General features: G+C 45.3%; 22 protein-coding genes. 16 read left to right on the top strand and 6 right to left on the bottom strand.

Annotated features, from left to right (window positions below; all coding sequences use genetic code 11):
* Positions 1-215: 215 nt before the first annotated feature.
* Positions 216-1,517, bottom strand: coding sequence for a UDP-N-acetylmuramoyl-tripeptide--D-alanyl-D-alanine ligase (locus tag ONT19_RS13430; protein WP_153084727.1), 1,302 nt, complete (start codon positions 1,515-1,517; stop codon positions 216-218).
* A 143-nt stretch (positions 1,518-1,660) separates the two neighbouring features.
* Between ONT19_RS13430 and ONT19_RS13435 the strand changes: the two genes are divergently transcribed.
* The 6 genes from ONT19_RS13435 to ONT19_RS13460 all read left to right on the top strand — a co-directional run bounded on the left by ONT19_RS13435 (position 1,661) and on the right by ONT19_RS13460 (position 7,415).
* Entirely contained in the window at positions 1,661-1,882 is a 222-nt protein-coding gene (locus ONT19_RS13435) for a hypothetical protein (RefSeq protein ID WP_089544490.1), read from the top strand.
* 230 nt (positions 1,883-2,112) lie between these two features.
* Positions 2,113-2,958: a dihydropteroate synthase gene (folP, locus tag ONT19_RS13440; protein ID WP_118200504.1), complete on the top strand. Its 846-nt coding sequence runs from the start codon at positions 2,113-2,115 to the stop codon at positions 2,956-2,958.
* Positions 2,955-3,725: a diadenylate cyclase CdaA gene (gene cdaA / locus ONT19_RS13445; protein WP_118254379.1), complete on the top strand. Its 771-nt coding sequence runs from the start codon at positions 2,955-2,957 to the stop codon at positions 3,723-3,725. Before folP ends, cdaA begins: the two co-directional genes overlap by 4 nt.
* Positions 3,726-4,006: 281 nt before the next feature.
* Positions 4,007-5,053 carry a phosphate acetyltransferase gene (pta, locus tag ONT19_RS13450; RefSeq protein ID WP_118079871.1) on the top strand — a complete coding sequence of 349 codons (1,047 nt, stop codon included), beginning with the start codon at positions 4,007-4,009 and terminating at the stop codon, positions 5,051-5,053.
* Between the two features lie 37 nt (positions 5,054-5,090).
* Positions 5,091-6,293, top strand: coding sequence for an acetate kinase (locus ONT19_RS13455; protein ID WP_118254380.1), 1,203 nt, complete (start codon positions 5,091-5,093; stop codon positions 6,291-6,293).
* Between the two features lie 75 nt (positions 6,294-6,368).
* Positions 6,369-7,415: a sugar kinase gene (locus tag ONT19_RS13460; protein ID WP_153113827.1), complete on the top strand. Its 1,047-nt coding sequence runs from the start codon at positions 6,369-6,371 to the stop codon at positions 7,413-7,415.
* 35 nt (positions 7,416-7,450) lie between these two features.
* Here ONT19_RS13460 and ONT19_RS13465 read toward each other — a convergent pair whose 3' ends face one another.
* The 5 genes from ONT19_RS13465 to efp form a co-directional block, all read right to left on the bottom strand.
* Positions 7,451-8,215: a UDP-2,3-diacylglucosamine diphosphatase gene (locus ONT19_RS13465; protein ID WP_118254383.1), complete on the bottom strand. Its 765-nt coding sequence runs from the start codon at positions 8,213-8,215 to the stop codon at positions 7,451-7,453.
* Positions 8,216-8,276: 61 nt separating this feature from the next.
* The gene (locus ONT19_RS13470) at positions 8,277-8,597 is read right to left on the bottom strand and encodes a metal-sulfur cluster assembly factor (protein WP_006847572.1); all 321 of its coding nucleotides are present in this window, start codon (positions 8,595-8,597) and stop codon (positions 8,277-8,279) included.
* Between the two features lie 101 nt (positions 8,598-8,698).
* Positions 8,699-9,388: a RadC family protein gene (gene radC, locus ONT19_RS13475; RefSeq protein WP_006847571.1), complete on the bottom strand. Its 690-nt coding sequence runs from the start codon at positions 9,386-9,388 to the stop codon at positions 8,699-8,701.
* A gap of 52 nt (positions 9,389-9,440) precedes the next feature.
* Positions 9,441-10,499 (bottom strand): glycosyltransferase, encoded by a 1,059-nt coding sequence (locus tag ONT19_RS13480; protein ID WP_264953102.1) that lies wholly within the window; start codon positions 10,497-10,499, stop codon positions 9,441-9,443.
* Between the two features lie 63 nt (positions 10,500-10,562).
* Positions 10,563-11,129, bottom strand: coding sequence for an elongation factor P (gene efp / locus ONT19_RS13485; RefSeq protein ID WP_022121096.1), 567 nt, complete (start codon positions 11,127-11,129; stop codon positions 10,563-10,565).
* Positions 11,130-11,350: 221 nt separating this feature from the next.
* On the opposite strand from efp, the gene rpmH reads away from it, so the two are divergent.
* From rpmH to ONT19_RS13535, 10 genes are all read left to right on the top strand, one after another.
* Positions 11,351-11,506 carry a 50S ribosomal protein L34 gene (gene rpmH, locus ONT19_RS13490; RefSeq protein WP_004351099.1) on the top strand — a complete coding sequence of 52 codons (156 nt, stop codon included), beginning with the start codon at positions 11,351-11,353 and terminating at the stop codon, positions 11,504-11,506.
* Between the two features lie 225 nt (positions 11,507-11,731).
* Complete coding sequence (locus tag ONT19_RS13495) at positions 11,732-12,466, top strand: PASTA domain-containing protein (protein WP_117728010.1); 735 nt, start codon at positions 11,732-11,734, stop codon at positions 12,464-12,466.
* Between the two features lie 141 nt (positions 12,467-12,607).
* Positions 12,608-13,666 (top strand): RluA family pseudouridine synthase, encoded by a 1,059-nt coding sequence (locus tag ONT19_RS13500; protein ID WP_153089130.1) that lies wholly within the window; start codon positions 12,608-12,610, stop codon positions 13,664-13,666.
* A 5-nt stretch (positions 13,667-13,671) separates the two neighbouring features.
* Positions 13,672-14,667 carry a D-alanine--D-alanine ligase gene (locus ONT19_RS13505; RefSeq protein WP_006847565.1) on the top strand — a complete coding sequence of 332 codons (996 nt, stop codon included), beginning with the start codon at positions 13,672-13,674 and terminating at the stop codon, positions 14,665-14,667.
* 68 nt (positions 14,668-14,735) lie between these two features.
* The gene (locus tag ONT19_RS13510) at positions 14,736-15,884 is read left to right on the top strand and encodes a 1-acyl-sn-glycerol-3-phosphate acyltransferase (protein ID WP_117694657.1); all 1,149 of its coding nucleotides are present in this window, start codon (positions 14,736-14,738) and stop codon (positions 15,882-15,884) included.
* A gap of 425 nt (positions 15,885-16,309) precedes the next feature.
* The gene (locus ONT19_RS13515) at positions 16,310-19,552 is read left to right on the top strand and encodes a SusC/RagA family TonB-linked outer membrane protein (protein WP_264953103.1); all 3,243 of its coding nucleotides are present in this window, start codon (positions 16,310-16,312) and stop codon (positions 19,550-19,552) included.
* A gap of 18 nt (positions 19,553-19,570) precedes the next feature.
* Positions 19,571-21,328 carry a RagB/SusD family nutrient uptake outer membrane protein gene (locus ONT19_RS13520; RefSeq protein WP_153094880.1) on the top strand — a complete coding sequence of 586 codons (1,758 nt, stop codon included), beginning with the start codon at positions 19,571-19,573 and terminating at the stop codon, positions 21,326-21,328.
* A gap of 32 nt (positions 21,329-21,360) precedes the next feature.
* On the top strand, positions 21,361-22,605 hold the full coding sequence (locus ONT19_RS13525; RefSeq protein WP_153094881.1) for a hypothetical protein: 1,245 nt from the start codon (positions 21,361-21,363) through the stop codon (positions 22,603-22,605).
* 559 nt (positions 22,606-23,164) lie between these two features.
* The gene (locus ONT19_RS13530; protein WP_264953104.1) at positions 23,165-23,353 is read left to right on the top strand and encodes a hypothetical protein; all 189 of its coding nucleotides are present in this window, start codon (positions 23,165-23,167) and stop codon (positions 23,351-23,353) included.
* 350 nt (positions 23,354-23,703) lie between these two features.
* Complete coding sequence (locus tag ONT19_RS13535; RefSeq protein WP_264953105.1) at positions 23,704-25,560, top strand: DUF6057 family protein; 1,857 nt, start codon at positions 23,704-23,706, stop codon at positions 25,558-25,560.
* The last annotated feature ends 110 nt before the right edge of the window (positions 25,561-25,670 follow it).

Raw genomic sequence — 25,670 nt, forward strand, 5'->3', positions numbered from 1 at the left:
TGACTGAGTAAGTGAAAGAATACGTTTGCTCAGGTTCAAGAAGTCGGAATATCAGGTTCAAGGAGGCTGTTTCTAAGAGATTCCCACTAGGCTCAGCAGCTCTGCTGAGCCTAGTCAGCAGGTCTGCCGACTGCAGTCAGCACATCTGCCGAGCCTAGTGGCAACACCCTATAATCGTACAACCACACACCTTTTAGTTGTACGATAATAACCGTTTATAACAACTCCGGAAGCTGGAAGAGCTTCACGCTGTTGCTGCCCTTGATGAGGATGTAATGGTCGTGAGGCTGGTTCGCCTTGAGTGCGTCCTTCACTTCCTCTACATTCTGGAACTTGCGGTAGCTGCATGGAATATCCTTGAATTCATCGCCTACCAGCCATACATTCTCCAGACCGGCTGCCTGCAACTGGTCTACTACCTTCTGATGCTCCTCGTGGCTCACTTCGCCGAGCTCGCCCATCTGTCCGAGAATTGCCATCTTATGAGGAACATCCATTACGCGGAAGTTCTCGATGGCGGCTGCCATGCTCGATGGGTTGGCATTGTAGGCATCTACCACCAGCTTGTTGTGCGCCGTCTCTTCCAACTGCGAACGGTTGTTGCTTGGGATGTAGTTCTCCAGGGCATGATCTATCTGCTGAGGCTTCACATCGAAATGAAGACCGATGGTGATGGCGGCAAGCATGTTGTCGATATTGTAAGAGCCGATGAGATGAGTCTGGACTTCATGCCAGTCGAAACTCTCGGTGCGCCAGCGGAACTTCAGGAAAGGAGCGCAGGAGATGACTTCTCCCCATACATCGCAGTTTTCGTCCTTGCCGTAGGTGATGAGGCGGTTGATGTTGCGCTGCTCGGCCATCTGCATCAGATGCTCGTTGTCTGCATTGATGAAGACGAGGGCATCGTTGGCTGCGAGGTAATCATAGAGTTCTCCCTTGGTCTTCTTCACGCCTTCGAAACTGCCGAATCCCTGCAGGTGGGCACGGCCTACGTTGGTAATCATACCGCAGGTTGGCTCCACGTATTCCACGAGTTTTCGGATGTCACCAGGATGGGAAGCGCCCATCTCTACAACGGCAATCTCGTTTTCCGGAGAGAGACGGAAGAGCGTCTTTGGTACGCCTACATCATTATTGAAGTTACCCTGGGTGAACATCACGTTGAACTTCTCGCCGAGAACAGCAGAGACGAGTTCCTTGGTGGTGGTCTTGCCGTTGGTTCCAGTGATTCCTACTACAGGAATATCGAAGTGGCGGCGATGCTCACGGGCTAATTCCTTGAAGGTGGTGAGGCAGTCCTCTACGAGGATGTAGCGCTCGTCGCCTTCCTTGGCATACTCTTTTTCATCAACAATCACATAGGCACAGCCTTTCTCCAAAGCCATGTCGGCAAACTTGTTGCCATCAAACGATGCGCCCTTCAAAGCCAGGAAGATGCTGCCCTCTGGGCAGTCGCGGCTGTCAGTGGTAATCACTGGGTGCGCTTGGTAAATCTGATAGAGTTCTGAAATATCCATAGTCTATAACTGTTATTTTGGGTGCAAAAGTAATCTAAATTATGGACATAACAAACAATTTTCCCAAAAAATGATGGTAATCTCGAATATTCTTTCTATTTTTGCAGAAATATTCGATGAATCTTTAGAAAGTGAGGCTCTTTATGGGTAGTAGAGATGAAAAAGATAAAACGAAAGTAAGGAAGGAAAAGCTGGCAGGCTATTTCTTTAATTTATCTCAGTTAACGTTTACTGGAACTGGGGTTGGTGGTATTGCTCCAATTCTGCAAGGAGAGTTTGGAGTTAAAAATTATGTAGTAATTATATTTGGTATAGTAATGACCTTCATTTTTGCGGGCATTGCTAATCGAATTTTAAAATATTAAGTTATGGAAGTTTACAATGGACTATTGTTTTTCTTTGTGGTTGGAACAATCATAGGTGGAAGCTTTCTTGCCTGGACTTATACTAAGCCCGGTAAAAAATGGCTTAAGGAATTGTAGTGTTATGAGCTATTTGGCATTGTTCTTTTTAGTTTGCTCAATTTTTAGCCTAAGTTTTATTGCCTGGACTTACACAAAGCCAGGTAAAAAGTGGCTTAAGGAGTTATAATCCGATGGAATATACAATCAATATCAAGGGGCGCTTGATGGATTTGAGTACCCCTCAGGTGATGGGCATCCTGAACGTTACGCCCGACAGTTTCTACTCTGGCAGTAGAAAACAGACAGAAATGGAGATAGCTCAGAGAGCTAATCAGATTATAGAAGAAGGTGGAAGCATCATTGATGTGGGCGCTTTCTCCACCCGTCCCGGTGCCGATGAAGTATCGGAAGAGGAGGAGGGAAGACGCCTGAAGTTCGCTCTCGACATCGTTCGCAGGGAGCAACCGGATGCTGCCGTCTCCGTAGATACCTATCGCCCTACCTTGGCGCGTAAGTGTATCGAGGAGTGGGGAGCTGACATCATCAACGATGTATCAGAAGGTGGAATTACAGGCATCGCCAATGTACCGCTGGAGCAGAGACAGGAGGAATATCCTGAAATGTTCCGTGTGGTGGGCGAACTGAAGGTACCTTATATATTAATGTCAGTGCAGCCTACACTCGAAACGATGATGAAGGGCTTTGCAAAAGAGGTGCAGCAGTTGCGCGACCTGGGAGCCAAGGACATCATCCTCGACCCGGGCTTCGGCTTCGGCAAGAATCTCATCCAGAATTATCAGATTTATAATGAGATGGAGAAGTTGAACGTGATGGAACTTCCGGTTCTGGTAGGCATCTCCCGCAAGAGTATGATATACAAGCTGCTGGGTGGAGATGCTACGACATCGCTCAATGGAACTTCCGTGCTCGACACCATCGCTCTGATGAAGGGCGCCAGCATCCTCAGAGTGCACGATGTGAAAGAAGCTGCTGAGGCTGTGAAGATAATAGAAGCAATGAAGGAGGGACGTACATGATAGAATTTGGCATCAAAGATTTTCTCGATATTCTCCTGGTAGCCTCGCTGCTGTTCTATGTTTATCGTTTGATGAAGGAATCGCGCTCACTGAACATCTTCGTGGGCATCATGCTCTTCGTGCTAATCTGGCTCTTTGTGAGTCAGATACTGGAAATGCGCCTGCTGGGTTCTATCCTGGATAAACTGGTGAGCGTGGGAGTCATCGCCCTCATCGTCATCTTCCAGGAGGATATCCGTAGATTCCTCTATGAAATCGGTTCGCAGAAAGGTATGCGCCGGCTGGTTCGCTTCTTCCACTCCAGCAAGGAGAGCCAGAAGGAGGCTAACAAGGAGACCATCATGCCGATTGTGATGGCGTGTATGAGTATGGCAAAGAAATACGTAGGTGCTCTTATCGTTATAGAGCGAGGCGTTCCACTGAAGGACATCATGGATACGGGTGAGGAGATAGACGCCAAGATTAACCAGCGGCTGATAGAGAATATTTTCTTCAAGAATTCGCCGCTTCATGATGGAGCCATGGTGGTGAGCAATAAGCGCATCATGGCAGCCGGATGTATTCTGCCTGTGAGTCATAACCTCGATATTCCGAAGGAACTGGGACTCCGCCATCGTGCCGCTCTAGGAATATCACAGAGCAGTGATGCCATCGCCGTCATTGTATCCGAGGAGACCGGACGAATCAGCGTGGCCATCAAGGGCGAGTTCAAACTCCGACTCTCTGCCGAGGAACTGGAAAGCATCCTGACACAGGAAATGATATAAGTTAAGTGAAGAGTGAAGAATTCAATAGTGAAGCACGAAAGCACATGAATTCTTCACTCTTTACTCTTAATTCATCACTTTTCCTGCTACGTAAACCTTTACGATATGAATAATCTCCCGATTTAGCTTTTTTTACACATTTTAATCGCTGCTATTTCAAAGAAAATGTGTACTTTTGCAAAGTCGATGTGGCAAAAAGGTGAAAAACAAGATAACATCACCTAACACTTTGACAGATCTACTTAGGAAACAACAAAATATATAAAATATTAAAAAGTAAAATGGATTTATTACAGCAAATCGTAGCTCGCGCTAAAGCTGACAAGCAGCGCATCGTGCTCCCTGAAGCAGAAGAGGAGCGTACATTGAAAGCAGCCGATAAAGTTTTGGCTGATGATCTCGCAGACATCATCCTCATCGGTAACCCTGCCAATATTAAGAATCTCGCTGCTCAGTGGGGTCTTAACAACATCGACAAGGCTACTATCGTTGATCCACAAAACAACCCTAAGACTGAGGAGTATGCTGAGAAGCTCGCTGAACTTCGCAAGAAGAAGGGCATGACTGTAGAGCAGGCTCGTGAACTCGTAACTAAGAACAACCTCTACCTCGGTTGTATGATTATCAAGACTGAGGGCGCTGACGGTCAGATTTCTGGTGCATTGAGCACTACTGGCGATACTCTCCGTCCAGCTCTTCAGATTATCAAGTGCACTCCAGGTATCACTTGCGTAAGTGGTGCTATGTTGCTCATCTCAGACCAGAAGCAGTATGGTCAGGATGGCATTGTAGTAATGGGTGACGTTGCTGTAACTCCAAACCCTACAGCAGACCAACTTGCTCAGATTGCCTATACTACAGCTCATACAGCTCAGTCAGTGGCAGGTATTGCTGATCCACAGATTGCCATGTTGAGCTTCTCTACAAAGGGTAGCGCAAAGGATGCTATCAACAAGGAGACTGGCAAGAGCGTTTATATCATTGACAAGGTAAAGGATGCCGTAGCTATTGCTAAGGAGAAGTTCCCAGAGCTTCATCTCGATGGTGAACTTCAGGCAGATGCAGCCCTCGTTCCTGAGGTAGCTGCCAAGAAGGCTCCAGGTTCTGACGTAGCTGGTAAGGCTAACGTTTTGGTAGTTCCTAACCTCGAGGTTGGTAACATCGGCTACAAGCTCGTTCAGCGTTTGGGTGGTGCCATCGCTATCGGTCCTATCCTTCAGGGTATTGCCCGTCCTGTTAACGATCTTTCTCGTGGTTGCTCTGTTGATGACATCTACTACATGGTAGCCATCACAGCTTGCCAGGCACAGGACGCTAAGAAGGCTTAATTCAACATTCAACATTTAACATTCAACATTTAACATTATGAAAGTATTGGTTCTGAACTGTGGTAGTTCATCTATCAAGTACAAATTATATAATATGGACGATGAGTCTGTATTGGCACAGGGTGGTGTAGAGCGTATCGGTCTTGATAACGCTTTCATCAAGGTGAAATTGCCTAACGGCGAGAAGAAGCAGATCATGCACGACATGCCTGACCACAAGGAAGGTGTGAACTTCGTGTTCAAGTGCTTGCTCGACCCGGAAATCGGCGCTATCAAGGATTTGAAAGAAATCGACGCTGTAGGACACCGTGTCGTACAGGGTGGTGACAAGTTCAAGGAGAGCGTTATCGTTGACAAGAGCGTAGAGGATGGTATCGAGGAACTTTGCGACCTCGCTCCTGTTCACAACGCAGGTCACCTGAAGGGTATCCGTGCCGTAGACTCTTTGATGCCTGGCACTCCTCAGGTTTGCGTATTCGACAACGCATTCCACAGTACAATGCCTGACTACGCTTACCTCTATGCAATTCCTTACGAGTTGTACGAGAAGTATCACGTACGCCGTTATGGTTTCCACGGAACGTCTCACCGCTATGTTTCTAAGCGTGTTTGCGAAATTCTCGGTCTCGACCAGAACAACTCTAAGATCATCACTTGCCACATCGGTAATGGTGGCTCTGTAGCTGCTGTATTGAACGGTAAGGTATTGGATACCTCAATGGGCTTGACTCCATTGGCTGGTTTGATGATGGGTTCACGTTGTGGTGATATCGATGCTTCTGCCGTTACCTACTTGATGGAGAAGTTGAACATGAAGCCACAGGAGATGGCTGACTTCCTGAACAAGAAGAGTGGTGTGCTCGGTATTACAGGTATTTCTTCTGATATGCGCGACATCGAGAACGCTGCCAACGAGGGTAACGAGAAGGCTCAGCTGGCTCTCCGCATGTACGAGTATCGCATCAAGAAGTACATTGGGGCTTACACTGCAGCTATGGGTGGCGTTGACGCAATCGTATTTACTGCAGGTGTTGGTGAGAACCAGACCGACCTGCGCGAGGAAGCTTGCAAGAACCTGGAGTATCTTGGCATCAAGATTAACAAGGAAGTAAATGACAAGGTTCGTGGTGAGGAAGCTATCATCTCTACTGACGACAGTAAGGTGAAGGTAGTTGTAGTTCCTACCGACGAGGAGATCGTTATCGCTCGCGATACAATGGAGTTGGTTGCTAACAAGTAATCATACGCTATATATAATAAGGTGAAGACTAGAAACATAAGTGAATGGTCTTCACCTTTTTAAATTTTTAGAATTATGAAAACAAAGATTGTAACTTTCGGAGAAATATTGCTTAGGATTTCTAAGCCTGGTTATCAACGTTTATTTCAGGGACATCATATGTTTGGCAATTATGGTGGCAGTGAGGCTAATGCAGCCATTTCTTTGGCTTATTTAGGCGATAATGTAGAGTATGTAACCCGTGTGCCATACGGTGAGATGGGTGAGGCGGCGTTGATGCATCTCAGAGAGTACGGTCTGAATGTTTCTCATGTTGTGCGTGGCGGCGAACGTCTCGGAACTTATTATTTCGAAGAAGCTGTAGCTATGCGCAATTCCCGTGTGGTTTACGACCGCAAGAATTCTTCTTTCTATACGCTGAAGCGCGGAATGGTGAAATGGGAAAAGGTGCTGGCTGATGCAGCTGTATTCCATTGCTCCGGCATTACCTGTGCTATCAGCCGCGATGCGATGGAATCAACTATGGATGCCATCAAACTTGCTGTTTCTGACGGGTTGACCATTTCCTGCGACATTAATTACCGTAAGAATCTCTGGGGATATGGTCTGGAGCCTCATGATGTGCTATTCCAGATGATGCAGTATAGCGACATCATCTTTGGTGACCAGAATGAGTGGGAGATAGCCAGCGGTGTGCCTCATATTCCTTTCGAGGCTTTGGATGCAGACTATGAGATAGACAAGGAGGCTTATCTGGAGTATTTCCGCAAGATGCATCAGCTCTTCCCTAAGTGTAAGAAGATGGTGATGGCGGTAAGAAATCAGATTGCCAGCAGTCATCATACCTTGAGCGGCTTGCTCTATGATGCTGTAGAAGATCAGCTCTATACTACAAGAATCTATGATATTGAGCCGATTGTTGACCCGATGGGGGTAGGTGATGCCTTCATTGCTGCCTATATTCATGCCCATCAGAAGTGGGGCGACAAGAACCAGTATTGCCTGGATTTCTCACTGTCAGCAAGCGCGATAAAGAATACGGTTCCGGGTGATCAGAATCTGGTTACAGAAGAAGAAATCATCAATAACATGACTTCTTCAGGAGGTCGCATACAGCGATAACAATAAAGGGCAGCTCATAAAGCTGCCCTTTATTGTTATGGTTGGCTTTCGCCTTCCACATATTCTTCCATAAACATGTGTTCGCCATCAAACACGGCATAGGTGAACTGCCATATCCAGTCGCCCAGAATCATCAGTCGGGTCTTTTTGCTCAACATCAGATCCAGTTCAATGTGGCGATGGCCGAACATGAAGTAATCTATATCCTTGTGGCCTTGCATATACTGTTTGGCAAAGCGTACCAGGAACTCCTTCTTTTCGCCCATATAAGGCTCTTCCTTTCCGTCAGCACGTTTCAGTCGGCTATGCTTAGCCCAGTTCAAGCCCAAAGCCATTCCCCAGCGAGGATGAATCGCATTAAGGAGGCGTTGGCAAGTATGATTCTGGAACATTCTTTTCAGAAACTTGAATTTCTTGTCTGGGTCACCCAGTCCGTCTCCATGTGCCAGATAGAATACTTTATCGTATATCTCTATGGTCTGAGGCTTGTAATGTACGGTAACGCCACACTCTTCCTCCAGGTAGCCATAGGTCCAGAGATCGTGGTTACCCGTAAAGAAATGTACTTCCACTCCCATATCGGTCAACTCCGAGAGCTTACCTAAGAAGCGTGTATAGCCTTTTGGTACGACATATTTATATTCGTTCCAGAAGTCAAACATGTCACCCAGGAGATAAACTGCCGCAGCCTTCGTCTTGATGCTGTCCAGGAAACGGACCAGACGGCGTTCTTGCATGCGGGCATGCGGAATGGCTAATGAGCCAAGGTGCGCATCTGAGAGAAAATATACATTTTTCATAAGCGATTCTATTTAAATGAAGAGTGAAGAATGAAGAGTGAAGAATTCAACAGCTTTGTCTTTATTCAAAACCGAGTTCTACGCGAGCTTCCTCGCTCATCATACTCTGATCCCAAGCCGGTTCGAATACAAGGTTCACATTGGCAGATTTTACGCCTTCCACGCTGTCTACCTTGCTTCTTACATCCTCCAGGATGAAGTCGGCAGCAGGGCATGAAGGGGCTGTGAAGGTCATGTCGAGATCTACGGTGGCATCATCCTTCACATCTATTTTATAAATCATACCGAGGTCCCAGATGTTGACAGGAATCTCTGGGTCGTAAACGGTCTTAAGCACATCTACGATCTTTTCTTCTATCTTTGTCTTTTCTTCTTGTGTCATAATAATCTTTGTTTTTGCCTACAAAGATAATAATTATTGCAGACAAAACAAAAAGAAAAGCTGTTTTTTTCTTGCAGAAGGTCTAATATACCCCAAATAGACTACAATTTACCTTTATCGTGATATGAATAAAAGGCACCATCGGTTATGATGACATGGTCCATAAAGAAGAGGCGCATGATTTCGCAGGCTTTGGCAATCTTCTGGGTAAGTACATCATCGGCTTTGCTTGGCTGAGGATTGTTGCTGGGATGATTGTGGCAGAAGGCGATAATGGTAGCGTTGTTGAGCACCGCTTCTTTTATGATGAGCCGGATGTCGGTTGCCGTTTCTGTAATGCCGCCTTTTGAGATGCAGCTCGCTTTGATGAGCTTGAAGTTCTGGTTCATCATCAGGAGCCATGCTTCCTCTGTGTCTAAATCCTGCATCTTCGGAAGCATATAGTTGTAGATGGCAAGGGATGAGCCTAAGTCGGGACGTGTGCCAATCTTATCGAGAGCACGGCGTTTGCCCAGTTCGCAGGCTGCAAGAATGGTGATGGCTTTGGCGGGTCCCATTCCTTTATATTGCGTCAGTTCTCTGATAGACTTCTTTCCTAGCTGGTTCAGGTTGTTGTCGCAATCCTTCAGAATGCGTTTCATCAGGTCTACGGCACTTTCGTCAGTAGATCCCGAACCAATCAGAATACCTAAGAGCTCGGCATTGGATAAAGCTGAGGCTCCCAAGCGCTCCAGTTTCTCGCGAGGCTTGTCTTCTTCTGCCCAATTGGCAATGGTTAGTTTCTCTGCCATAATAATAACTGATTAGTAGATTATTATTGGCTTCTCTTTTGGCGGGGAAGTCTTATTTGTAGAAAGTCTTGTTGTATGCGCAGAATTCGCTCTGTCCCAGTACGCATCTCTTCCACCATGCAGAAAGAAATCCGCATCCGTAACCCATCAGCTGTGTGAAGGCAGCGCGAATGCTCAGCAAGCCTATCTTCACGCTGTGATTCTCTCTGCTGCTGTCGATAAACAGTGCGATGGTATAGAGAATGATGCCGGCGAGACCGATGCAGCCCAATGCTGCCATCGCATTGCCCAAGGTTGGGAATACGTGAACGGTGCCAAGCATGTATGGCAGAAAGCCGAAGAAGAGCAGAAGCAGCGTGCCTATTACACCCACAGTGAAGACCATAGGAAGGAGATGCACGAGTTTGAGACTCTCTGGATATTTCTTGTAGAGGTTGATGCGGGCGATGCCACTGTTGTAGACCTGTCGCCAGAACTTGCGGAAGTCGGTGCGGCGCTTATGCCATACCCATGCTTCAGGGAACAGACGGCAACGGCAGCCTGCCTTGAAGATACGGATAGAGAAATCAATGTCCTCACCGAAACGCATATTGGAAAAGCCATTCAACCTGAGATAAACATCCCTGCGGATGCCCATGTTGAATGAACGGGGATAAAACTTATCCATCTTCTTCTTTCCGCCACGGATGCCACCGGTGGTGAAGAAAGAAGTCATGGAATAAGAAATGGCTTTCTGAGTATCTGTAAATGATGAGTGCGCCTTGTCGGGACCGCCAAAAGCATCGGCTGGCTCACGGCTCAACTCATCACTTACAGCCTTCAGATAACCTTCTGGCAAGACCACGTCGCTGTCGAGTATCAGAAGATACTCACCCTTGGCGCGCTCGGCACCATAGTTGCGACTCTGGCCCGGACCAGAGTTCTCCTTATAGTAATAATGTATATCCATCATGTGCTCATATCGTTTGCACACATCCTCGCAGGGAGTCTGTGAGCCATCCTCAACGATGACAACTTCGAAGTCTTTCTCTGATTGATGAGTCAGACTCTCTAAAAGTTCGTCCACTTCGTCAGGACGATTAAATACAGGTACTATGATGGAATATTTCATTCTTCTTACTATTAAGGGTTAGTTTTACTCAATAAGAGCACAATCTTCCTGTTGGAGGATGTATTACTCGCTTACACGACCGAGGTAGCTACCGTCACGGGTGTCGATCTGGATAGTCTCGCCTTCGTTGACGAACAAAGGAACACGAACCTCAGCACCAGTCTCCAATGTAGCTGGCTTTGTAGCGTTGGTAGCAGTATTACCCTTTACACCTGGCTCAGAGTGAGTAATCTTCAAAGTAGTCTTCACTGGCATTTCAGCCAAGAGGATAGTACCATCAGTTGTATCAGTAACCACCTCAACAACGTCACCCTCCTTCATGTACTGGCCACCAGTAACGTTCTCCTTAGCGATAGGCACCTGCTCGAAAGTCTCCTGGTTCATGAAGATGCAACCAGTAGCGTCCTCGTAGAGGTACTGGTAAGGGCGGCGCTCAACGCGAACATCCTCCAATTTGAAACCTACCTGGAATGTACGTTCCAATACACGACCGTCGGCAACATTCTTCAATTTTGTGTTCATTACGGTGTTACCTTTACCTGGCTTTCTGTGCTGAAAGTCGATGCAAACCCATACTTTGCCATCCATGCGGATGCAAGTACCAATCTTAATTTCCTGTGAATTAATCATTTCTTGTTTATCTTGAATGTTATTATAATAATCTCAAAATCGAGTGCAAAGTTACGGCAAAAACATGAAAAATCAAAGGAAATATCGAAAAAAACATAAATATTTAAGCTAAATTTGGTAGTTTTCTTGGTTATTTCAGAAAATATGCGTAATTTTGCAGCCCAAAAAGGGCGTGTTTTGCACTTTTGTGAAGAATATTAATTAAAAAATAAATAAGAAAAATGAAAAGAACATTTCAGCCTCACAATCGTCGTCGCGTAAACAAGCATGGTTTCCGTGAGCGTATGGCAACTAAGAATGGTCGTCGCGTATTGGCTTCTCGCCGTGCTCATGGCCGTAAGAAGTTAACTGTATCTGACGAGCACCACGGAAAGTAATTCCGAGGAAAGATTCGTCTGTTGACGATGACATTAAAAGCAGCAAGGATGTATTCTTTGCTGCTTTTTGTTGTTTATAACGTCCCTTTCTTTTCTGAGATTGCTCTTTTGGGAACAAAGATGTTTTGTTTTTATATCATAAAATAGGTGGTGAGAGTGCAAAAACTTTCCTTTTTATTTTGTTCTTCCCCCAAATACTTGTATCTTTGCACCAAAAAATAATATATGACTTCATCAGAGTTTATAAATAAGTTTAAGAGTAAGTACCTTTGGGGGAATATCGGTGCCATGATTCTGGTGCTGGTGTTGCTCTGTGCCGGTGTCAAGTACGGCATTGATATCTATACCCATCATGGTGAGGCCATCCGTGTGCCGGATATTCGATATAAGAATATCGATGATGCTACACATATCCTCGACGATGCGGGATTGGAAATTGTTGTAACGGATACGGGATATGTCCGCTCTTTGCCGCCTGATGTCATTCTGGAGCAGACTCCGGTTTTCGGAGAAGTGGTAAAGTCGGGACATGTAATCTATGTTACCATCAATTCTGATCATTCTCCACGTATCACCATTCCTGATGTCATTGACAACAGTTCGTTGCGAGAGGCAATGGCTAAACTTACTGCTATGGGATTCAAACTGGGTACACCTGAATATATTCCTGGCGAAGAGGATTGGGTTTATGGTATCCTCGTTAAGGGTAAGCATGTTGTAGCTGGTGATAAGGTTTCTATCGATGATGTGCTTGTCATACAGGTTGGTAATGGTAAACGGAGCGTTGATGATTCCATCGATGTGGTAGATCCGGTTTATCACGGCGAAGAAGATGTGATGGAAGGCGAAGGTGACATGAGCGGAGAAACTCATGAAGACAACTTCGAGGTGGTTCCTGGTACGGAAGCCACAGAGCCTGCTCCTTCGCATGAACACCATCAGAAGGAAGTGGTGGAGTAGGAGAAATGAAAAGTGAAGAATTCAATAGTAATACGAATGATATTTTTAGATTATATATATAATAAGGTATATGCTCCTGTAGAGGATGACTTCGGGTTTGATGATGCAGGAGATATGGACGAACTGGATGATGAACTCCAGATGGAGGAAGGAAACGCTGCTTCTGGTGAAGGAGGAGATGAACTCTATGAGCACTGGAAGGTTCAGGTGGATGCCAACCAGGATCCGGTGCGTATCGATAAGTACCTGGCTGATAAGATGGCCTATCAGAGCCGTAACCGCATTCAGCAGGCTGCTGATGCCGGATTCATCCATGTTAATGGTAAACCGGTAAAGAGCAACTATAAGGTGCGCCCTAATGATCTGGTTACTCTGATGCTCGACCGTCCTCGTCATGAAACGAGTATCAAACCTGAAGAAATCGCTATCAATGTGGTTTATGAAGACGATCAGCTGATGGTGGTCAACAAGGAAGCAGGTATGGTGGTGCATCCGGGTGCGGGCAACTTTCATGGAACCTTGATTCAGGCGGTAGCCTGGCATTTAAGGGATATGCCTGAGTTTGATGCCAATGATCCGGAAGTGGGCTTGGTGCATCGCATTGATAAAGATACCAGCGGACTGCTCGTTGTGGCAAAAACTCCTACAGCAAAGACCGCACTGGGTAAGCAGTTCTTCAACAAGACTACCCATCGCAGTTACAATGCGCTCGTTTGGGGCAACATTGTAGAAGATGAAGGTCGCATAGAAGGCAATATCGGCCGTGATCCGAAGAACCGCCTCCGTATGAAGGTCTTCGATCCGGACAGCGGAATAGGCAAGACGGCAGTTACGCATTACAAGGTGTTGGAGCGTTTCGGTTATACTACCTTGGTGCAGTGTGTGCTTGAAACAGGCCGTACCCATCAGATTCGTGCTCACATGAAGCATATCGGTCATCCGCTCTTTATGGACGAAACGTATGGCGGAACAGAGATTCTGAGAGGTCAGCGCAGTAGCAGCTACAAGGCATTTATCCAGAACTGCTTCAAACTCTGTCCGCGTCAGGCTCTCCATGCCAAGACACTCGGCTTCGTGCATCCTACAACCAAGCAGCAGATGGATTTTGACAGTGAGTGGCCGGAAGATTTTAGACAATTAATAGAAAAGTGGCGCGGCTTCATCGCTGGCACCACACAAGATACATTCAAAAATATTTAGTAATTATGGAAAATAGCAAGAGAACGATAGCCATCGTATGTGGTGGTGATTCTTCTGAGCACGACGTATCATTGCGCTCAGGACAGGGTTTGTACTCTTTCTTTGATAAAGAGCGCTACAATATTTATCTCGTCGATGTGAAGGGCACCGACTGGCATGTCGCTTTGGATAATGGTGAGACTATCGAGATTGACAAGAACGATTTTTCTTTCGTTATGAACGGCAAGCATGTCTATTTCGATTATGCTTATATCACCATCCACGGACAGCCTGGTGAGAATGGTGTGATGCAGGGCTACTTCGACCTCATCCATCTGCCATACTCTACAAGCGGTGTTCTGGTAGAGGCAATGACTTTTGATAAGTATGTGCTCAATAATTATCTGCGCGGTTTCGGTATAAACGTAGCAGACAGTATCTTGCTCCGTCGCGGTGAAGCTTATGATGAAGAAGAGATTGCCAAGCGCATCGGTATGCCTTGTTTCGTAAAGCCTGCTGCTGACGGCAGTAGCTTTGGTGTGAGCAAGGTGAAGAATGCTGACCAGCTGGCTCCAGCCCTCCGTGTGGCTTTCATGGAGAGCAATGAGGTAATGATCGAGGGCTTCCTTGATGGAACAGAGATTTCACAGGGTATCTACAAGACAGCCGAGAAGACTGTTGTACTGCCGGCTACAGAGGTGGTTACCACCAACGAGTTCTTCGATTACGATGCCAAGTATAACGGTCAGGTACAGGAAATCACTCCAGCCCGTCTCTCTCCAGAGACTGCAGAAGAGGTTGCCAAGACTACATCACGCATCTACGACATTCTTCATGCCAACGGTATCATCCGTATCGACTATATCATCTCTAAGGATAAGGATGGTAAAGACAAGGTGAACATGCTGGAGATCAATACCACTCCAGGTATGACCGTTACCAGTTTCATTCCTCAGCAGGTTCGTGCAGCAGGTCTTGATATCAAGGATGTGCTCAGCGAAATTGTGGAGAATCAGTTCTAGAATAACAAACTCATATATGGTTCTGCGATTTTTTCGCAGAGCCATATATATATTAATAGGTATATATTATGAATATCCCTCAAGAATTTGATACCATCCGTCCTTGGGAGCCTGAAGATCTCCCAGAGGTATTCGACCGTTTGCTTTCTAACGATCAGTTTAAACAAGTGCTTGCCTATCTCTATCCACAAGTACCTTTCGAAATGATTGCCCAGAAGTTGAAGGCATGTAAGACCAATCTGGATTTCCAGCTGGCTTTTGCTTACGATTTTGTTCATGGCATTCTGAAGAAGGCAGCAACAGGCTGCGAGATGGATTGTACATCGCTCGATAATACCCGTAATTATACTTTCATCAGTAATCACCGTGATATCGTGCTCGATTCAGCCATCCTCGATGTCCTTCTTATCGATAACGGTTTTAAGACCACCTGTGAGATTGCCATCGGTGATAATCTCCTTTCTCTTCCTTGGGTCAAGGACCTGGTACGTGTCAACAAGGCGTTTATCGTAGAGCGTGCCCTGAGCATGCGCCAGATGCTGATGTCGAGCAAGCGCCTTTCCGACTATATGCATTTTGCCATCAAGGAGAAGAACGAGAACATCTGGATAGCCCAGCGCGAGGGTAGGGCCAAGGACAGTAATGACCGCACCCAGAAGAGTATTTTGCAGATGATGTCGATGGGTGGCGAGGGCAGCATTATCGACCGCCTGAAACAGCTTCATCTCGTACCGCTCTCTATCAGTTACGAATATGATCCATGCGATTTCCTGAAGGCAAAGGAGTTCCAGCAGAAGCGCGATAATGCCGATTGGAAGAAGGGACCTATGGATGACCTGGTAAGCATGCAGACCGGTATCTTCGGTTATAAGGGTCATGTGCATTATCATGCAGCTCCATGTCTTGATGATTATCTGGACAGTCTTGATCCTGATATGCCTAAGCAGGATATATATAATAAGGTAGCCGCCTACATGGATGAGCAGATATTCAAGAACTACCGCCTCTATCCGGGCAACTATGTGGCTCTTGATTTGCTTGAAAACTCAACTGCTCATCAGGCAGAATATACTGCCGAAGATAAGGCAAAATTTGAAAAATATATGGCTGGTCAGCTTGCGAAAATTGACCTTCCAAATAAGGATGAAGCTTACTTGAGAGAGAGAATTCTCGAGATGTATGCCAATCCTGTACGTAATTACCTTGCTGCTCAATAGCGGCAAGGTAATACTTTTTTGCTCAGAGTTAACGAAACATACATATATAATAAGTGTAAGAAAAACACAGAAGGTTAATAAATCTTTAGTATTTGTCGGGGTTTATTAAAAAAAATAACTAAAATCAAAATAATACTTAAAATCAGCAAAATAGTATCAGCTTTTTTCGTAAAAGAAATGTAACTTTGCAATCGAAAATCTGTTTGCCATTTATAGTAATACTAAAAATGACTTCAGATTGATGATGAAATGAAACAACAATAAACAATATAAACATAAACAATAACCATTATGAAGATGAATTCAACTTAACCTGTTTGTTTCCTTCGTATCTGAAAGATATGTCGGGAACTAGAAAAATGACTATTTTTGATAGTCAGAGTCAACAAACGTTTAATTCTATTCAACCTAGAAAGTACTAAAGTATGAATTTGAACTTAAAAAAATCAATGCTGCTTGTGGGAGCGTTAGCATCGTTAGGCTTGAGTTATACGACTGAAGCATGGGCGGCATCTCCTAGTCAGAGCGTAAATGCTGTACAGCAGGCAAAGAAAGTAACCGGTAATGTGAGCGATGCAGAAGGTCCTATTATCGGTGCAAGTGTAGTAGAAAAGGGCAACCCTGGTAATGGTACCGTTACAGATCTTGATGGTAACTTTACCTTGAACGTAAAGCCTGGTTCTACTATTGTAGTTACCTATATCGGTTACCAGAAACAGGAAATTGCTGTGGGTAACCAGTCTAGTCTCAAAATCACAATGAAGACTGACGACAAGACTCTTGATGAAGTCGTTGTTGTAGGTTATGGTGTCCAGAAGAAAAAGCTCGTTACCGGTTCTACCATTGAGGTAAAGGGTGATGATATTCAGAAGATGAATACCACACAGGTGCTCGGCGCCTTGCAGAGCCAGACTCCTGGTGTCAACATTCAGGCAGCTTCCGGTCAGCCTGGTGATGGCTTTAAGATATCTATCCGTGGTGCCGGTACCAACGGCAACACAGCTCCTCTTTATATTATTGATGGGGTAGCAGGTGATATCAATAACTTGAACCCTGCCGACATCGAGCGTATCGACGTCTTGAAGGATGCCGCATCTTGTGCCATCTATGGTTCTGCCGCAGCCAATGGTGTTATCCTTGTAACTACCAAGCAGGGTAAGCAGGGTAAGATTCAGGTATCTTACGATGGTAACGTAGGTTGGGCTAACGTATATCGAATGCCTAAGATGCTTACTGCCAAACAGTATATGGAGGTAATGGATCAGGTGCGTTTCAACAGTGGTGAAAGTGGCTATGATTGGAAGAGCATTATGGGCGAAGACCTCTACAACTCTTATATGGATGGTTCTAACGAAGGAACCAACTGGGTAGAGGCTATCCGCAACAAGAATGCTGTTACAACAAGTCATGCTTTGAATGTAACAGGTGGTTCCGACCGTTCAACTTTCTCTATGGGTGCCGGTTATCAGTATCAGGATGGTGTGTTTGGCAATGTTGTTAAGTCAGACTACCGCCGTTTCACCTTCCGCATCAATTCAGAGCATGTCATCTATCGCAATGACAAGGGCATGGATGTTGTGAAGATTGGTGAGAATATCTACTATCAGCACAAGCAGAATCAGGGTATCCAGATTGGTAACCAGTATAGCAATGAGCTTTCCAATATGCTCCGTGCTAACCCTGCTATCCCTATGTATAATGCCGATGGCAATTATACCACAGCCGAAGATTTGAAAGGCTGGGTGGATAAATACAACTCTTATTCTGTTAACCCTATCTATAAGATGTTGAATCAGCAGTCTGGTCACAACAAGAGTATTAATCATAACTTGCATGCTACTGGTTACTTGGAGATTCAGCCAATCAAGAATCTTGTATATCGTGGTCAGTTGAACTACAACCAGAATACTTATACCTGGCGTACCTTCCTCCCTGTATTCGATGCCAACAGAACCAATGCGGACAATTTCCGAACAGAGGATAAGGCTACAAATCAGATTGGTACAAGTTGGGGATGGAGTACAACCAATACCTTGAGTTATAAGTTTGACTTGCAGAAGAAGCACAACTTCGACATTCTGGTAGGTACAGAGTATGGTGAGAGCCGTCCTGACTTCGGTTTCTCCTTGAATGCTACATCTTCTAATTCTGTGTTTGGCGATATGACTCATGCTTACATGACCTATATGAAGAATAATAATGCTGCTGCCGTTACTGGTACTCCTTGTGATGATTCTCGCAGTATGTCTTACTTCGGTCGTGTTAATTACAACTTTGATGAGAAGTATATGCTTTCTGCCATCATGCGTGCCGATGGTAACTCTAAATTCGCTCCAGGTGAGCGTTGGGGTTATTTCCCATCTGTATCTGCTGGTTGGGTTATCTCTAACGAGAAGTTCATGGCAAAGACTGTTTCATGGCTCGACTTCCTGAAGCTTCGTGCTGGTTGGGGACAGAATGGTAATGCACAGACCATTAACAACTTCCAGTGGCAGGGTGCTTTCGCATACGATACAAGTAGCTATTATACCTTCAATGGTAATCCTGACCAGTATATTTCAGGTGCAGCTCCTTCCCGTCTGCCTAATGAGGATTTGACTTGGGAGACTTCTGAGCAGTTGAACATCGGTTTGGATGCTCGCTTCCTGAGTGGACGTCTGGGCTTCACCTTGGATTGGTATAACAAGAAGACCAAGGACTTGCTGGTTGCAGTTCCTGTAGATCCAACAACCGGTTTCTCTACCCAGATGAAGAATGCCGGTACTGTAGAGAACAAGGGTATTGAGCTTTCTCTCACTTGGAATGACAAGATTGGCAAGGACTTCCAGTACAACGTAGGTTGGAACATGGCTTACAATCACAATGAGGTTACAGAGGTGAAGTCTAACCAGACATACAACAATGGCGGTAAGGACCTCTTGGCTCAGAATACCGGTTATATGGCTCGTTTCGAGGAAGGTCATCCTATCGGTTACTTCTGGGGCTACAAGACAGAAGGTGTGATGCAGAATGAGGCAGACGTTCAGGCTTACCTTGACAAGAACTGCAAGGGCAATGCCGCAAACTCTAAGCAGGGTACCAGTATCAAACCAGGTGACTTGAAGTTTGTGGATGTAAATGGCGATGGTGTTATCAATGATGACGATAAGACAGAGCTTGGCGATCCACATCCAGATGTAACCATGGGTATCACTCTCGGTGCATCTTACAAAGGCTTCGACCTTTCTGTTACAGGTTTTGGAGCATTCGGTCAGCAGGTGGCTCGTTCATTCCGTAAGTTCACCGATGGTGAGTTCGAGAACTTCACTACAGAGGTGTATGACTACTGGCATGGTGAGGGAACTTCCAACAAGTATCCATTGCTCGCCCACATGAATGCAGGTCCAAACTGGCAGACCATTTCTGATATTTACATTGAGAATGCCAGCTACTTCCGTCTTCAGAATCTGACCGTGGGTTACGATTTCACTAAGATTTGGAAGAGCAGCCCATTCCAGCAGCTCCGTCTCTATTTCGCAGCCCAGAATCTCTTTACCATTACCGGTTATAAGGGTATGGATCCAGAGAATGGTACAGCTATCGGCTCAGACTCATGGGTAACAGGTGTTGATGTAGGTAACTATCCTCAGCCTCGTACCTATATGGTTGGTGTAAATGTAAAGTTCTAATCTAAAATTGAATTCACAATGAAAAAGTTAAATATATTATTGGCTTCAGCCATGGCGGTACTTAGCTTGGCGTCCTGCGACATCAATGATGTGCAGAATGTTGGCGAGTTATCTACCAGTACCTTCCCTGTTTCCAAGGAGGATGGTGAGGCTGTATTGGCTGGTGTTTACCAGAATTTGAACCAGGTTTGTGCAGACCCTCAGATGAGTTTCCTTTACTATGCCCAGTTGGCTAGTGATGATATGCTCGGTGGTGGTGGTGTCAACGATAAGTTGATGCAGGCAGATGATTTGCTCTGTAACTACAATGCCGATATGACCAACGTGTTCTATGAGGCTCGTTACAAGGGTATCAACCGTGCCAATACCCTGATAGAGGCTCTTCCTAATACCTCTATGAATGAGGATACCAAAAACTCATTGATGGGACAGACTAAGTTCCTGCGTGCCTTCTATTATTATGAGTTGGCTTCTATGTACGGAAATGTACCTATGCGTCTGAAACCAGGTTCTGAGGCTGTCACCCAAGGTAATATTGAAGACCCTTGGAAGCAGATTCTGATGGATCTTCGTGATGCTGTCGCTCTCTTGCCTGCTGCTAAGAGCACTGATGGCCATATAGATAAGTATGCTGCTGAGGCTATGCTGGGTCGTGCCTGGTTGTTCTATTCTGGTTTCTTTGGCAATGGTTCTACATTGGCTGATCTGACCAGCACTACTTACAATCCTCTGACTTCTGTGGAACTTCCTGATGGAACTACTTTGTCTAAGGAGGATGTCATTACAGCCATCGATGACTGTGTGGCTAACTCTGGTCGCACTTTGGTGGATAAGTATCAGAATCTCTGGGCTTATACCAACAGATGCACTGTAGAAGATTATGATTATACCAAGGGTCAGGGCTTCAAGTGGGTTGAGGATGATGCTTCTCAGAACCCAGAGACTTTGTTCTCTATCAAGTTCAATAAGTTCGCTTCCTGGAGTACAACGATTGGTTATGCCAATGGCTATGCACTTCACTTTGGTGTTCGTGGCGGTCAGGCTTATGGCAACACCTTCCCATTCGGTCAGGGTTGGGGTGCTGGTCCTGTAGCTCCAAATTTGGTAAAGGATTGGGCTGCTGCCGAGCCTAATGATGTACGCCGTGATGCTTCTATCCAGGACTGGTCTAAGGTAGAGACATATAAGAAAGGTGGTTGGGCCGACTTTGTTCAGGAAACTGATTTTTATGCCAAGAAGTGGGCTCCTGTTACCTGTAAGAATGATCAGTTGGAGGATGGCTATTCTTGTACTTTCGAGAATGTGATGTACCCAGGCAACTGGGATACTTCGGGAAAGGAGAATATGCAGTTGAATAATATCCACGATCTGGTACTCATCCGTTTCGCAGATGTCTTGTTGATGCAGAGTGAGTTGAAGAAGGATGTGGCTGGTATCAATGAGGTGCGTAAGCGTGCAGGTTTGAACCCGATTGGTGCTTATTCAGAGGAAGCTTTGAGAAACGAGCGCCGTTGGGAGTTGGCTTGCGAGGGTACCCGCTGGAACGACCTTCGTCGTTGGCATATTGCCGCTGCTGCTCTTGAGAAGCAGAATGGCGTTGCTATCTATTATTGCGGACAGCCTGATACGAATACTCCACACAATGGAGGTTATACTGCCCGTTACAATGCTACAGCCGGTTTCCAGAAGATGCCTGAGACTCAGGTAGCTTTGGGTACCGTAAAGCAGAATGAAGGGTGGACTGGTGCTGATTCTGAATATCAGGGCTGGAAGTAATCAATTCTTTAATCTTTTAAATGAATAAGTATATGAAAAAGATATTTTTTGCTTTGTCTATGCTGACATTGCTTTATACTTCTTGTGATCCTTCTACCGATTCTGGTAGCACAGGTTTCTCTGAGAATGTAACAGCAGAGAGCGTTGATGCGAAGGTAACACCTGTTCAGGTGAATGGTAAGAATAGCAACCGTATCATCATCGAGAATCATTCTCCTATCACAAGCCAGTGGTCGGTAGACCAGTTGGCAGAAGGTAAGGTAACCTCTTCCAAGGCATACGATACCATCTATGTTACCAAGTTAGGTGCCAACACCATTACTATGCACTGCAAGAATGTGGCTGTTGACTTTACCAAGGACTTCACGGTGAACGTGGATGAGATTACTTATCTCTCTGCAGAACTTCAGAAGCGTCTCTGCGTAACTGGTTCTGAGGGTAATTATACTTCTACTGTAGGTGAGTTCGATGGCCAGCCTGTACAATTCGGTACTGCTTTTGATGCAGGCAAGGTAAAGGTTATTCAGGAGGTCAAGGAAGGCAAAAAGGGTAATGTCTTCACTGTTGAGAATGGTAACGGCGTGCTTTCTGACTGGGCTATTACTAAGGAAGGTGCCGATGAGGCTGCTGGTACAGCTTCTCTGAATGGTGATCAGCTGATGGTTGTAGAGGAAGGTAAGTTTAATATTACCTTGACTTATACCAAGGCTGATGGCACTCAGGAGACTTACAATGCTGGTTCTTTCGCTGTTGAGGCTTTAACTACCAAGCCAGAACTTCTTGAGTATCTCGCTGGTGGCGAAGATGGTGATGGAACTACTACCTGGGAATGGAACGAAGCTGCCGGTGCTGTATGGGGCAATGGTCCTTTCGGTAGTGGCAACAAGCCTCAGTGGTGGGCTGTAAACTATGGTGCTGATATTGATGGTCAGGCTGGTCAGAAGGTTGGTGGCGTAGCCCGTAACGGTAGCGGTGCATGGTTCACTATCGACATCACTAACAAGCAGGCAATCGGTTCTGATGGCGTCAAGCTTCCTATCTCTGTAAGTGTATTGGAGCACAAGGACCCAACCTGGGATAAGGGTACTATCTCATTCCCAACTGCAACCAATGACAACTTCGTTATCCCTATGGGTGTAAACGTGAATGGTGGCAATGCTGTATTCCAGAAGTATTATGTATTAGTAGCCAGCGATGATAAGTTGGTATTGACTGCTGCAGAATTACCTGAGAATGGTACTGCATGGTTCTATGTCTTCAAGAAAAAAGCAAAATAGGTATGTGAAATAATCGTTGTGATTATAATATAAATAAGGTTAGGCCTCGGCTGTAGTGATACAGTCGGGGCTTTTCTTTTTTTGATTTGCTGAATGCTACTCTTATTTGTTTGTTTAAACCTGCTGTGAATTGGTAAAAAGAAGGCTGTTTAATACAGACAGTTAACTGGCAAACCGCAGACAGTCTACTGGCGCTTTAGTTGCTAGTGGGTTGTTTGCCTAGAACAGCTATCCCAAATGCCTTTGTTTCGTTTTTATACAAGGCTTACGAAGAAATACTCTTCACTCTTCACCCACTCTTCACCTCTCGGAATCTCCTGTGTTTATCGGCATTCCGAGAGGTGAAGAGTGGGTAAAGAGTGAAGAGCTTTTGGCGGAATAAGGCTAAGTCCTGACTGCCGTTTCATAGTTGATACTTTTGTGTTGTATCAAGCGAAATAATTGCAAAAATATTTGGAGGTTACAATTATTTATCGTACATTTGCAGCAAATTTTAGAATATAGGGAATGGATGAAAATTTATCTAAAAATAAGATTTCAGAGCGTAATCAGAAGAGAAATGTTAGCTGGTTATTTCTTTGATTTATCCAAGTTGATGTGCAGCGGTGTTGTTGTTGGCGGCTTGTCTCCATTGTTTATGGGAGATGAGATGGGGATTTTTAATTATCTGTGCATTAGTTTTGGTTTCACGGCAACGGTACTATTTGCTTATTTTGGTAACGAAATTCTTAAGGTGAAACTTAAATAATATAGATATGGAAATGTTGACAATTATATTTGCCTTGGCTAGTGCTATTGGCGCAGGGTTAGTTATTTGGTCTAAGACGAAAGCTGGTCAAAGATGGCTTGAAAGTCTTTAGTAAATGAGTAAGTTTGGTAATCGTCATGATTATCATATCGATAAGGCTAAGCCCCGACTGCCGTCCAGCAATCGGGGCTTTTCGTAACATTACGTTAGTAGGATTTGACTTTTATTGCTTTTCTTCTGTACTATCTTGTTGAATTGTATGTTTTTGTTTGGAAGTTACAATATTTTATTGTAACTTTGTACGGGTATAAGGAAAGTCCTAAATCGTCCACGGACGTTGTGGAAAGAACATGAATTTAAAATATAATCTCATGAAGAATTTGATGATAAAAACTTGGAAACCGCTGCTGTCGCTGCTCTTCGGTGTGGCGGTCGTGATATTCTGGGCAGTGCCATACGTAGGCGGACTCTGCTTTCAGGAACAGTATCAGATGTTTCTCTTTGATTCCGGCTACTTTTTGGAGCGCATTGTGCTGCCGGGAGGTTTGGCTGACTATATCAGTGAGTTTCTGGTACAGTTCTATTATATGCCTGTATTGGGCGGTGCCATCATCGCTTTGCTGCTGATGGGCATTCAGACTGCCGTATGGGGACTGATGAAACAATATGGAGCAAGGCATGATTTCCCGGGTTATCTCCTGAGTTTCCTTCCAAGTATCGCCTTATGGTGTGCCATGGGCGACCAGAATGTGTTGCTCTCTTTTGTCGTTGCACTTTTCGGAGCCTTAGTAATAGGATGGATTCATAACCGATTCCACAACCGGTTAGTAAAGGTGGTGTTCGAACTGGTTAGCACGGCATTGGTTTATTGGTTCCTGGGACCGGTGGTATTCCTTTATGCCGCCCTGATGATAGGTGATACGCTGAAGAATGCCAAGCAGAAGGGAAATGTTTTTTCCGGAATAGGCTATTCAGTCTGCATCCTTGTGCTTACCATAGCCTGGATCCTGCTGACCACGCAGACTTTGCAATATCCTTTGTATCGCATCTTTGCCGGACTTAATTATTATCGCTATCCGGGTGCCATATCTCCGTTGCCTTTTGTTGTGATGGTATGGGCAGTAGTGATTCCTTTCCTGGGGATGATTCCGTGCCGCCAGAAATCCTTGCAGAAGTTGCAGCAATCCAAAGTGGTCATAGTGTTGAGCTATGTATTGGTGATTGTGGCTTCATGGTTTGGTATCAAGGCATCTTTTGATGAAATGACCTACGAACTGATAGATTATGATTTTCTGGTTCGCACCGAACAGTGGGATAAGATTATAGAGAAGGCAGAGAAGAAACCGGCAACCACACCGCTCAGTGTTTCGTGTGTGAATCTTGCCTTGAGCCAGAAGGGTATGCTTGCCGACCGCCTTTTCGAGTTCTATCAGAATGGAGGCGAGGGCTTGTTCCCTACCTTTACCCGCGATATGATTTCGCCAGTATCTACTGCAGAAATCTTTTTCCGCCTGGGTATGGTGAATGATGCCGAAAGATATATGTTCGAGGCGCAGGAAGCGATACCTAATTATCGCAAGAGTGCCCGATTGACCCGCAGGATTATAGAGTGCGATATCATCAACGGTAATTATAAGGTAGCAGCCAAGCTGCTCCGCCGACTGCAGAAAACGCTCTTCTATAGTAACTGGGCGAATCAGACGATGGCGCTGCTAGGTAATGAGAAGGCTATCAACCGACATCCTATCTATGGCAAGCTGCGCAAGTATCGTGAGAAAAAGCAGGACTTCCTCTTCAGCGACCGGGAGATGGACCAGATGCTGGGTTTGCTCTTCCTGAATGATAACCATAACAAGATGGCATACGAATATCTGATGTGCTACGAACTCCTGCAGCGCGATATGGAGAAGTTCATGCAGTATTATCCGCTGGGCAGATTCGTGGGTTACGACCATATTCCACGTACCTTCCAGGAGATTCTCATCGGCAACTGGATGAAGACGCATAGCGATCCGCGTACAATTCCGTATAGTGTGGATGCACAGAACGTGAACAATACGCTCAACTTCATCCAGCTCTATATGCAGAATCCGAAGGATCCTCAACTTGGTCAGCAGCCGTATGTATCCAATGCCTGGCACTATGTGATGGTGCAAGGAGCTGATGAGGCTGCCGGAAAGAAGGAGGGAATGAAAGAGGTTAATTGATAATGTTAAATGTTAAGTGTTAAATGTTAAGTTGGCATTCTTGCTGATTGGACATTTGGCATGATTATAATATAGATTAATGATGAATATCAGACAATATTTTATGGAAT

This window comes from Segatella copri, from assembly GCF_026015625.1.
GTDB lineage: Bacteria > Bacteroidota > Bacteroidia > Bacteroidales > Bacteroidaceae > Prevotella > Prevotella copri_H.

What these genes read in the sequence shown, in the direction of transcription:
- ONT19_RS13460 (WP_153113827.1), top strand. Translation starts at nt 6,369, where the DNA reads ATGAAAACAAAGATTGTAACTTTCGGAGAAATATTGCTTAGGATTTCT.
- efp (WP_022121096.1), bottom strand. Translation starts at nt 11,129, where the DNA reads ATGATTAATTCACAGGAAATTAAGATTGGTACTTGCATCCGCATGGAT.
- ONT19_RS13520 (WP_153094880.1), top strand. Translation starts at nt 19,571, where the DNA reads ATGAAAAAGTTAAATATATTATTGGCTTCAGCCATGGCGGTACTTAGC.
- ONT19_RS13465 (WP_118254383.1), bottom strand. Translation starts at nt 8,215, where the DNA reads ATGAAAAATGTATATTTTCTCTCAGATGCGCACCTTGGCTCATTAGCC.
- ONT19_RS13500 (WP_153089130.1), top strand. Translation starts at nt 12,608, where the DNA reads ATGGAGGAAGGAAACGCTGCTTCTGGTGAAGGAGGAGATGAACTCTAT.
- ONT19_RS13515 (WP_264953103.1), top strand. Translation starts at nt 16,310, where the DNA reads ATGAATTTGAACTTAAAAAAATCAATGCTGCTTGTGGGAGCGTTAGCA.
- ONT19_RS13435 (WP_089544490.1), top strand. Translation starts at nt 1,661, where the DNA reads ATGGGTAGTAGAGATGAAAAAGATAAAACGAAAGTAAGGAAGGAAAAG.
- ONT19_RS13470 (WP_006847572.1), bottom strand. Translation starts at nt 8,597, where the DNA reads ATGACACAAGAAGAAAAGACAAAGATAGAAGAAAAGATCGTAGATGTG.
- ONT19_RS13535 (WP_264953105.1), top strand. Translation starts at nt 23,704, where the DNA reads ATGAATTTAAAATATAATCTCATGAAGAATTTGATGATAAAAACTTGG.
- ONT19_RS13480 (WP_264953102.1), bottom strand. Translation starts at nt 10,499, where the DNA reads ATGAAATATTCCATCATAGTACCTGTATTTAATCGTCCTGACGAAGTG.
- ONT19_RS13525 (WP_153094881.1), top strand. Translation starts at nt 21,361, where the DNA reads ATGAAAAAGATATTTTTTGCTTTGTCTATGCTGACATTGCTTTATACT.
- ONT19_RS13495 (WP_117728010.1), top strand. Translation starts at nt 11,732, where the DNA reads ATGACTTCATCAGAGTTTATAAATAAGTTTAAGAGTAAGTACCTTTGG.
- ONT19_RS13455 (WP_118254380.1), top strand. Translation starts at nt 5,091, where the DNA reads ATGAAAGTATTGGTTCTGAACTGTGGTAGTTCATCTATCAAGTACAAA.
- pta (WP_118079871.1), top strand. Translation starts at nt 4,007, where the DNA reads ATGGATTTATTACAGCAAATCGTAGCTCGCGCTAAAGCTGACAAGCAG.
- ONT19_RS13510 (WP_117694657.1), top strand. Translation starts at nt 14,736, where the DNA reads ATGAATATCCCTCAAGAATTTGATACCATCCGTCCTTGGGAGCCTGAA.
- ONT19_RS13505 (WP_006847565.1), top strand. Translation starts at nt 13,672, where the DNA reads ATGGAAAATAGCAAGAGAACGATAGCCATCGTATGTGGTGGTGATTCT.
- ONT19_RS13430 (WP_153084727.1), bottom strand. Translation starts at nt 1,517, where the DNA reads ATGGATATTTCAGAACTCTATCAGATTTACCAAGCGCACCCAGTGATT.
- folP (WP_118200504.1), top strand. Translation starts at nt 2,113, where the DNA reads ATGGAATATACAATCAATATCAAGGGGCGCTTGATGGATTTGAGTACC.
- ONT19_RS13530 (WP_264953104.1), top strand. Translation starts at nt 23,165, where the DNA reads ATGTTAGCTGGTTATTTCTTTGATTTATCCAAGTTGATGTGCAGCGGT.
- cdaA (WP_118254379.1), top strand. Translation starts at nt 2,955, where the DNA reads ATGATAGAATTTGGCATCAAAGATTTTCTCGATATTCTCCTGGTAGCC.
- rpmH (WP_004351099.1), top strand. Translation starts at nt 11,351, where the DNA reads ATGAAAAGAACATTTCAGCCTCACAATCGTCGTCGCGTAAACAAGCAT.
- radC (WP_006847571.1), bottom strand. Translation starts at nt 9,388, where the DNA reads ATGGCAGAGAAACTAACCATTGCCAATTGGGCAGAAGAAGACAAGCCT.